The sequence below is a fragment of the Nocardiopsis sp. NPDC055551 genome, assembly GCF_053619415.1.
In genome coordinates, this window is the sequence record NZ_JBSHJJ010000011.1 from 264,897 (window position 1) to 272,980 (window position 8,084).

The 8,084-nt window shown below is 70.1% G+C and carries 7 protein-coding genes; 2 read left to right on the forward strand and 5 right to left on the reverse strand.

The genetic code is table 11. The features are described 5' to 3' along the window. Window positions 1-23 precede the first annotated feature (23 nt). Genes ACWGSK_RS20845 through ACWGSK_RS20860 form a run of 4 tightly spaced genes read right to left on the reverse strand, consistent with a single transcriptional unit; the run spans window position 24 to window position 4,813 of the window. The gene (locus ACWGSK_RS20845; RefSeq protein WP_358507959.1) at window positions 24-935 is read right to left on the reverse strand and encodes a carbohydrate ABC transporter permease; all 912 of its coding nucleotides are present in this window, start codon (window positions 933-935) and stop codon (window positions 24-26) included. Then, the gene (locus ACWGSK_RS20850; protein WP_358507961.1) at window positions 932-2,254 is read right to left on the reverse strand and encodes an ABC transporter permease subunit; all 1,323 of its coding nucleotides are present in this window, start codon (window positions 2,252-2,254) and stop codon (window positions 932-934) included. The genes ACWGSK_RS20845 and ACWGSK_RS20850 overlap by 4 nt, the downstream gene beginning before the upstream one ends. A gap of 2 nt (window positions 2,255-2,256) precedes the next feature. Beyond that, window positions 2,257-3,603: an ABC transporter substrate-binding protein gene (locus ACWGSK_RS20855; RefSeq protein WP_358507962.1), complete on the reverse strand. Its 1,347-nt coding sequence runs from the start codon at window positions 3,601-3,603 to the stop codon at window positions 2,257-2,259. A gap of 13 nt (window positions 3,604-3,616) precedes the next feature. Further along, a complete protein-coding gene (locus ACWGSK_RS20860) occupies window positions 3,617-4,813 on the reverse strand; it encodes an ABC transporter ATP-binding protein (protein ID WP_452456511.1) in 1,197 nt (398 codons plus the stop codon). A gap of 213 nt (window positions 4,814-5,026) precedes the next feature. Here ACWGSK_RS20860 and ACWGSK_RS20865 point away from each other — a divergent pair, with 213 nt between their 5' ends. Next, window positions 5,027-5,722: a response regulator transcription factor gene (locus ACWGSK_RS20865; RefSeq protein WP_452456512.1), complete on the forward strand. Its 696-nt coding sequence runs from the start codon at window positions 5,027-5,029 to the stop codon at window positions 5,720-5,722. Further along, window positions 5,719-7,131: a sensor histidine kinase gene (locus tag ACWGSK_RS20870; RefSeq protein ID WP_358507968.1), complete on the forward strand. Its 1,413-nt coding sequence runs from the start codon at window positions 5,719-5,721 to the stop codon at window positions 7,129-7,131. Before ACWGSK_RS20865 ends, ACWGSK_RS20870 begins: the two co-directional genes overlap by 4 nt. A gap of 344 nt (window positions 7,132-7,475) precedes the next feature. Here the strand turns inward: ACWGSK_RS20870 and ACWGSK_RS20875 are convergent, their stop codons facing one another. Further along, a complete protein-coding gene (locus ACWGSK_RS20875; protein ID WP_452456513.1) occupies window positions 7,476-7,928 on the reverse strand; it encodes a hypothetical protein in 453 nt (150 codons plus the stop codon). Between the last annotated feature and the right edge of the window lie 156 nt (window positions 7,929-8,084).

Below are 8,084 nucleotides of genomic sequence, written 5' to 3' on the forward strand. Positions count from 1 at the left end.
GCGCGGCCTCTTCTGAGGCGGCCTCATCTGGGGGAGGCGGCGAACGCGCCCTGCACGAAGTGACGTTGGAAGACGAAGAAGACCAGCAGTGGCACCAGCATGGACAAGAGCGCGCCCGAGGCCAGGACGTCGACGTTGGTGCCGAACTGGCGCAGATCGGAGCGCAGCGCCACGGTCAGCGGTGCCGAATCCGGACTGGTGAGCACCAGGGCGACGAGCATGTCGTTCCACACCCACAGGAACTGGAAGACCGCGAGGGAGGCCAGGGCGGGCCGGGACACCGGCAGGACCACCTTGCGGAAGATCCGCCACTCGCGGGCCCCGTCCATACGGGCCGCTTCGAGCAGGTCGCGGGGGATGCCCACGAAGAAGTTGCGCAGTAGGAACACCGCGAAGGGCAGTCCGAAGGCCACGTGGAACAGGACGGCGCCGGTGATGGAACCGAAGACGCCCAGGGCCCCGTAGAGCCGGGAGATGGGGATCAGGGCCGCCTGGACCGGCAGCACCAGCAGGCCCACGACGGCGACCATGATCCAGTCGCGTCCGGGGAAGTCCAACCACACCAGGGCGTAGGCGGCCATCGCGCCGATCCCCACGACCAGGAGGGTGGACGGCACCGAGATGTAGACGGTGTTGAGGAACGAGCGGAGGACGACGCCGTCCTGGACCAGACCCTGGTAGTTGGCCAGGGTCAGTTCGGTGGGCTTGACCAGGGCCGTCCACCAGCCGCTGTTGGTGTTGTCGGCCCCCGAGCGCAGTGACACCAGGGACAGGCCCAAGAGAGGGACCATCCAGAACAGCGCCACGATGATCAGGAGGAATCGCAGGGCGCCCGATCCCAGGGCACCGACCAGACGCGCGGCCGGGCCGCGACGCTGGGCGCCGGTGACGGATACCTCGACGACCGAGGGCGACTTCTTGGCCGGGGTGGTCATGGGCGCTCCCGCCGGAACCGGCGGATGTTGAAGTACATGATCGGCAGGACCAGGACCATGAGCAGGACCACGAGTGCGCTGCCCACGCCTTGGTCGCCGCCCGCGCCGAAGGAGACCTGCCACATGCGCAGGGCGATGACGCCGGCGTCCGATTGCACCGATCCGGGCACGATGACGAACACCAGGTCGAAGATCTTCAGCACGTTGATCGTCAGGGTCACGAACACCACGAGCAGCAGGGGGCCCAGGAGCGGCAGGGTGACCTTGCGGAACACCTGCCATTCGGTGGCCCCGTCGACCCGGGCGGCTTCGAGGGCGTCGCGCGGGATGGCGGCCAGTCCGGCGGCGATGAAGGTGACCGCGAACCCGGTCATGATCCACACCCAGGAGGAGATGAGCACCGGTGTGACCAGGGCGGGACCCAGCCAGGTCAGGCCGCGGAAGGGTTCGGTGAAGTTGTCGGCGGCCAGGTGGATCGTGTACTCGCCGGGTGGTGTCTCGGGCAGGGTGAAGCGGCCGTCGTCGCCGGTGGTGGTGGAGGCGACCACCCGGCCGTCCTGAACCACCTGCACGGTCATGCGGGGCATGCCGTACTCACCGTCGTCGAGGGCGCCGGGCTCGCCGTCCAGGGCCACGTCCAACCAGACCACGCCCCGCACCGCGCTGTCGGCGGGTTCGGGGACGGAGGCCGGGGAGGCCTGTTCGGGCAGGTCGCCGGGGCGCACCCCCACCATGGGCAGTTCGACGACCCGACCGGGTTCGTGGGTGTGGGCGCCGGTGAAGCCGCCGAGCGCGGTGTCGGGGCGTAGGGAGGCCTCGCGCGGTTCGGCGCCGGGGTACTCCGAAGGTGAGGTGAAGGCGTCGTGCACGCTCACCATCGCCGCGTTCACCACGCCACGGTCGGGGTTCTCGTCGTAGACGAGCCGGAAGACGATGCCGGAGGCGAACAGGGAGATCGCCATGGGCATGAACAGCAGGACCCGGAAGGCGGTCGCCCAGCGCACGCGTTCGGTGAGGACGGCGAGGATCAGCCCCAGCCCGGTGACCAGGGCGGGGGCGACCAGCACCCAGATCCCGGTGTTGCGGATCGCGGTGAGCGTGCGGTCGTCGGTGAACATGTGGGCGTAGTTGTCGAGCCCGACGAACCGTGCGCCGGAGGCGTCGTAGAGGCTGCGCACCACCGAGTACGCGGCCGGGTAGAGCAGGAACACGGCGAGGAACAGCAGCGCGGGCAGCAGGAACAGGATCGCCGGACCCAAGACGCGGCGCGGCCGGGAGGCGCGGTGGTCGGCAGGGTCCGGGGGGAGGTCGTGGGGCATGCTCATCCTTCGCCGTACGCGTGGGTGGCCTCCTCTTCCAGGCGCGACATGGTCCCCTCCACGTCGGAGGGGTCGCGTAGGAAGTCCTGGAGGGTCTGCCACATGCCGTCGCCGACGGTGGCACCGAACACGGTGGGCTGTTGGTCCGACAGGTCGAAGCGCACACCGTCACCGGCCCGGACGACCCGCTCGGCGACTTGGCCGGTGACCGGGTCGGCGTAGTCGTCAGCGGTCAGGTGCCGGTTGGGCGAGACGAACCCGCCGATGGCGGCCCACTCCCCCGAGGCGTCGGCGCCGGCCAGGAAACGCAGTAGTTCCATGGTGGCCGCGCGATCGTTCATGGCCACGGCGGCGTCACCGGCCACGACCACGGAGTCGTCCCCCTCTTCCATGGGAGGGAAGGGGAAGACCCGGGCGTCGTCGCCGACGGTGGCGTTGGTGCCCGCGGTGACCACCCCGCCGATGAAGTCGGCGCCCGCCACCATGGCGGCGTCGGGGTCGTCGCTGTAGACGTCCACCACCGAGGTGGGGAAGTCGGTCTGGAGCGCGCCGCCGCGGCCGCCCGACATCAGGCGGTCCTGGCCCCAGACCTGGGCCAGGGTCTCCAGGGCGACCTCCACGCTGGGGTCGGTCCAGGGGATCTCGTGTCGGCCGAGCCGGTCGTACATCCGGGGGCCGGCGGTGCGCAGGTAGACGTTCTCGAACCAGTCGGTGAGCACCCAGCCGTCGGCGCCGGCGATGGACAGCGGGCTGACGCCGATGTCGGCGAGGTCGTTGGAGAGTTCGAGGAACTCGTCCCAGGTCCGAGGGGGCACGGCGCCGATCTCGGTGAAGAGCGCGTCGTTGTACCAGACCAGGGATTTGTCGGCGATCTTGAGGTAGACGCCGTAGGGGGTGCCGTCCACCGAGCCGAACCCGGTCCAGGCGCCGGCCATGTTCGCATCGAGGGTGTCGACGACGTCGGTGGTGAGGGGGACGAGCGCCCCTTCGTCGGCGAAGTGTTCGATGAGGCCGGCCTGTGGGATGAGCGCGACGTCCGGTTCGTCGCCGCCCTGGATGCGGGTCTGTAGGAGGGTCTGGAGGTCGTCGCCGGCGCCGCTGTAGGAGACCGTGACACCGGTTCGTTCCTCGAAGACGGCGAGGACGCGTTCGAAGGCCCGCTGTTCGTCGCCCGCCCAGGGGCCCACGATCTCCAGGTGTTGCCCGGCCAGGTCGGAGTCGGCGGGGAGGCCCCCGCCGTCGCTACAGGCGGTGGTGGTCAGGCCGAGGGTGAGCAGGGCCGTGGCGGTGCGGGTGAGGGGTCGAGAGCGGGGACGGGGGTTTGAGGGGCGGGGGGTTGGGGGGCGCATAGGGGATACTCCTCTAGGAGTGGTCGATCGCGATGCCCGTGACCGGGTCGAAGAAGTGGATGCGGTCGGTGTCCACGGCGACGGTGATGACCTGCCCCTCGAACACGTGGGTGCGAGGGCTGAAGCGGCCCACGCACACGACGCCGTGATCGACGGCGGGGAGGGTCTCGTCGACACCGGCGTCGCGGGCGAGTTCACGGGTGTCCTCGGAGACCATGGGCGGCGCGTCCAGGGGAAAGTGCACCAGGACGTCGGAGCCCATGGCCTCCACGAGGTCGGCGACGGAGGTGAGGGTGGCCCCCGCGGCGGCGCCGACGATCCCGGCGTCCTCCATGTCCTCGGGTCGGATGCCCACGACCACCTTCTGGTTCGCGTGATCGCGCAGGGCCGGGCGGCGATGCAGCAGGGCGTCGGGGAGGTCGAGGGTCTGATCGCCGATGTGAACGCGGAACCGGCCGTCGTCCTCGGTGAGTTCCACGCACATCAGGTTCATGCCGGGAGAACCCACGAAACCGGCGACGAACAGGTTGTCGGGGTGATCGTAGAGCTCCTGGGGCGGACCGACCTGCTGTAGGACGCCGCGCTTCATCACCGCGACCCGGTCGCCGAGGGTCATCGCCTCGGTCTGGTCGTGGGTGACGTAGACGGTGGTGACACCGAGATCGCGCTGGATGCGGGCGATCTGGGCGCGCACCTGCACGCGGAGCTTGGCGTCCAGGTTGGAGAGGGGCTCGTCCATGAGGAAGGCCCTGGGTTCACGGACGATGGCGCGGCCCATGGCCACGCGCTGGCGCTGACCGCCGGAGAGGTTTCCGGGTTTGCGGGTGAGGTGCTCCTCCAGCCGCAGGACCTCGGCGACCTCGCGCACCAGACGATCGATCTCCGCCTTGGGGACCTTGCGCAGTCGCAACCCGAAGGCGATGTTCTCGTAGACGTTCAGGTGCGGGTAGAGGGCGTAGGACTGAAAGACCATGGCGACGTCTCGGTCACGGGCGGGCACGTCGTCGACGACACGGCCGCCGATACGGATCGTGCCCTCGGAGACGCTCTCCAGGCCGGCGAGCATGCGCAGAGCGGTGGTCTTGCCACAGCCGGAGGGACCCACCAACACCAGGAACTCCCCATCCTGGACCTCCAGGGAGAGGTCGTCCACGGCGCGGGTTCCGTCCGGGTAGACCTTGCCCAGGCCCTCGATCACGATCTCCGCCACGACACCTCCGAACGACGGGCGCCCGATCGACGCCCCCTGTGGGTCAGGGCCGGGCCGATGGGATGTGACGCGGGCCACCGCCGGCCGTCTGCCAAGACAGTAATGGGACCTCCGCCCAAGGAAGCCTCAACTCCGCTTCCTCCTCATCTCGATTCGGGGTCCAGGTGGTCTCGGACCGTCGCGGCGGTCTTTCCCGTTCGTTACCGTGTCCGCATGGCAACCGTGTTGCTGGTCGAGGACGACCGGATGGTGCGTGACGCCCTGGTGCGGGCGCTGCGCGGACTGGGACACGTGGTGTTCCCGGTCGGCACCGCCTTGGACGCGCTCAGGCAGGCCGCCGAACACGAACCCGACCTGGTCATCCTGGACCTTGGCCTGCCCGACCTGGACGGGGCCTCGGCGTTGCGCATGCTGCGCGGCCACAGTGACGTTCCGGTGATCGTGGCGACCGCGCGCGCCGACGAACCCTCGATCGTGCGGCTGCTCAACGACGGGGCCGACGACTACGTGGTCAAACCCTTCTCCAGCGCCCAGTTGGCGGCCCGGATGAACGCGCTGCTGCGACGTACCTCCCGGGGCGGGGCCGACGCTGCCGAGCAGAGCGAACTGACCGTGGGCGAGCTGTGCATCAGCCTGGCCCAACGTCGGGCGACCCTGGCGGGGAAGACCTTGGCGCTGTCCCGGCGCGAGTTCGACCTGCTCGCCTACCTGGCCGAACACCAGGGGCGGGTGGTGACCCGGCGCGAACTCGTGGAGGCCGTCTGGCACGAACACCCCTACGTGGGCCACGACCAGACCATCGACGTGCACATGTCCTGGCTGCGCCGCAAACTCGGGGAGAGCGCGAGCCGGCCCCGGTACCTGCACACCGTGCGCGGAGTGGGGCTGAAGCTGGAGGCTCCCCGGTGAGAGGACTGCTGGCACGGACCGCCGCTCTGGTGGCGTCACTGGTGGCGTCGGGAGTGTTGGCCGGTGCCGCGTTGTGGGCGTGGCAGGAGACCGCCGACCGCTCGGCGGTGGAGGCGCGCACCCAGGCGGACCTGGTGGCGGCCGTGGTCACGGTCGACGCCGAACCCGAGGTATTGCGCGAACTGGTGGCCTCCACCCCGGCCGGGGCCGAGGGACACCTGGCGGTGCACCTGCCCGGAGGGGACACGGTGGGAGCCAGCCGGGCGGGGGACGAGGACGTGGCGGCTCTCGGGGGCGGAGGCGTCGGAGCCGGCGAGGGCGCCGTTTCCGAGCGGGTTCGGGAGGTCCGGGTCGAGGGTGGCCGGGCCCTCCTGGTGGGCACTCGGACACCGGAGGGCGAACCGGCGGTGGTGGAGGTGTTCCGGCCCGGTGGTGAGGTGGCCGCCGCCCTCGGACGAAGCCTGGGGTGGTCGGTGCCGGTGGCGGCGCTGGTGGTCATCGGCGCGGTGGCGCTGACCGACCGGCTGAGCGCCCCCTCACGTCGGGCGCTACGCGAACTGGCGCGAACCGCGGTGGCGATCGGGCACGGGCGATTGAACGCCCGCATCAGGGTGAGCGGCCCGCGCGACCTCGTGGTGCTGGGAGAGTCCATCAACTCGATCGGCGAGCGGGTGCAGGACCTGCTGGCCAAGGAACGCGAGATGGCAGCGGACGTCTCGCACCGACTCCGCACCCCGTTGACGGCGCTGCGCCTGGACACCGAGTCCCTACCCGGCGCGGAGGGCGAACGCATTCGCGGGGCCGTGGCCGTCATGGAACGCGACGTGGACGAGATCATCCGCAACGTGCGCCCGAGGGAGGTCGAGGAGGACACGGAAGGCGGGGTTGGAGCCGAGGGTGAGGCGACGGGGGCCGGAGCGGGAGTGGCCGAGTGCGACCTGTCAGAGGTCGTCCTCGACCGGATGGGGTTCTGGTCGGTGCTGGCCGAGGACCAGGAGCGCGAGGTGGAGGTGGACCTGCCACCGCACCCGACTCGGGTCGCCCTCGGAAGGGAGGAAGGCGTCGCGGTGCTGGACGCCCTGGTGGGCAACGTGTTCCGCTACACCCCGGCCGGAAGCCCGTTCGCGGTGACCGTGGTGGGGCACGCGGGATGGGTTTCGTTGCTGGTGGAGGACGCCGGACCGGGCTTTGGCGATCCGACCGCGGCGTTGCGACGCGGCAGCAGTGGGGGTGGTTCGACCGGGCTGGGCCTGGACATCGTGCGCCACGCGGTGGAGACCACCGGCGGGACCATTCATCTGGAACGCGGCAAGTTGGGTGGTGCGCGGGTGCGTTCCCGATTCGCTGAATTGGGGGCGGACCACGACGAGGAGCAACCGCTGGCCTGGCGTCTGCGCCGCTCAGGTTGAGGTGAGGGCTTGAGAGCTTGGGGGCTGGGGGTTGGACAGGGAGAAGCGGAACCGGACTGGATGGGATGGGACTGGATGGGACCGAACGGGGCGGGGCGAAGGCGGGAACCTAGGTAGGGCCTGCCGGCGTTCGGGTGTGTGGCGGGTGTGTTGGTAGGGCGCCTCGGCTAGAGAACCTTGAGGTTGTTGGGCGGGGTGGGGGTGGGTTCTCCCTCCTTCCCCGCCCGACAACCCCAGGGCTCCCCAGCTCAGGCGCCACACAAGAGACCCGAGGAACGCCCGACAACCCCAGGGCTCCCGACCCCAGGCGCCCCACCCACAGCACCAATCCCCCAGGCAGACCCTCAATGGGCGCGGCCGGCCAGAGTCAGCGGTGGAAAGCGGTGTTCACCGGTCGGGTCGCTCAAACGCATCGTGTACATCCACCAGCGTCCCGAGTCCGGGGAGGGACAGGACTCCGACCAACCGTGGGTTTGCCCCCAGGGGATAACGATGCTCTCCGCACCTTCCAGGGAGGTACCGGAGGGGCCCGATTCCTGTGGTGGTCGGCCGTGACGGCAGGTGGAGGTCAGGTTCAGGGTGATGTCGGAACCCGTGCCGTTGCGGATCTCGTTGTACCAGGTCACGCGATTCCCCTCGTGCCCGATGCTCAAGAGCCGTATGCCCAGGCCGTTGGCGAACTCGTGGGGGCGGTCGGCCGGAATGATCGGGGCCACCAACGGCACCAGGAACTTCAGACCGATGACGGACAGGGTCAGGGCGACGGTGACGATCAGGGCCTTGCGGGGGGCGGACACAAGTCTCCTGGGGGACGGGGACCGGGACTGGACGCCCCGATACGCGGGACGCCCCGAGGTTACCGGTCCAGGAGTTGGGCGCAGCGGATCAGGCCCAGATGCGAGTAGGCCTGCGGGTGGTTGCCCAACGCGCGTTCGGTGACCGGGTCGAACTCC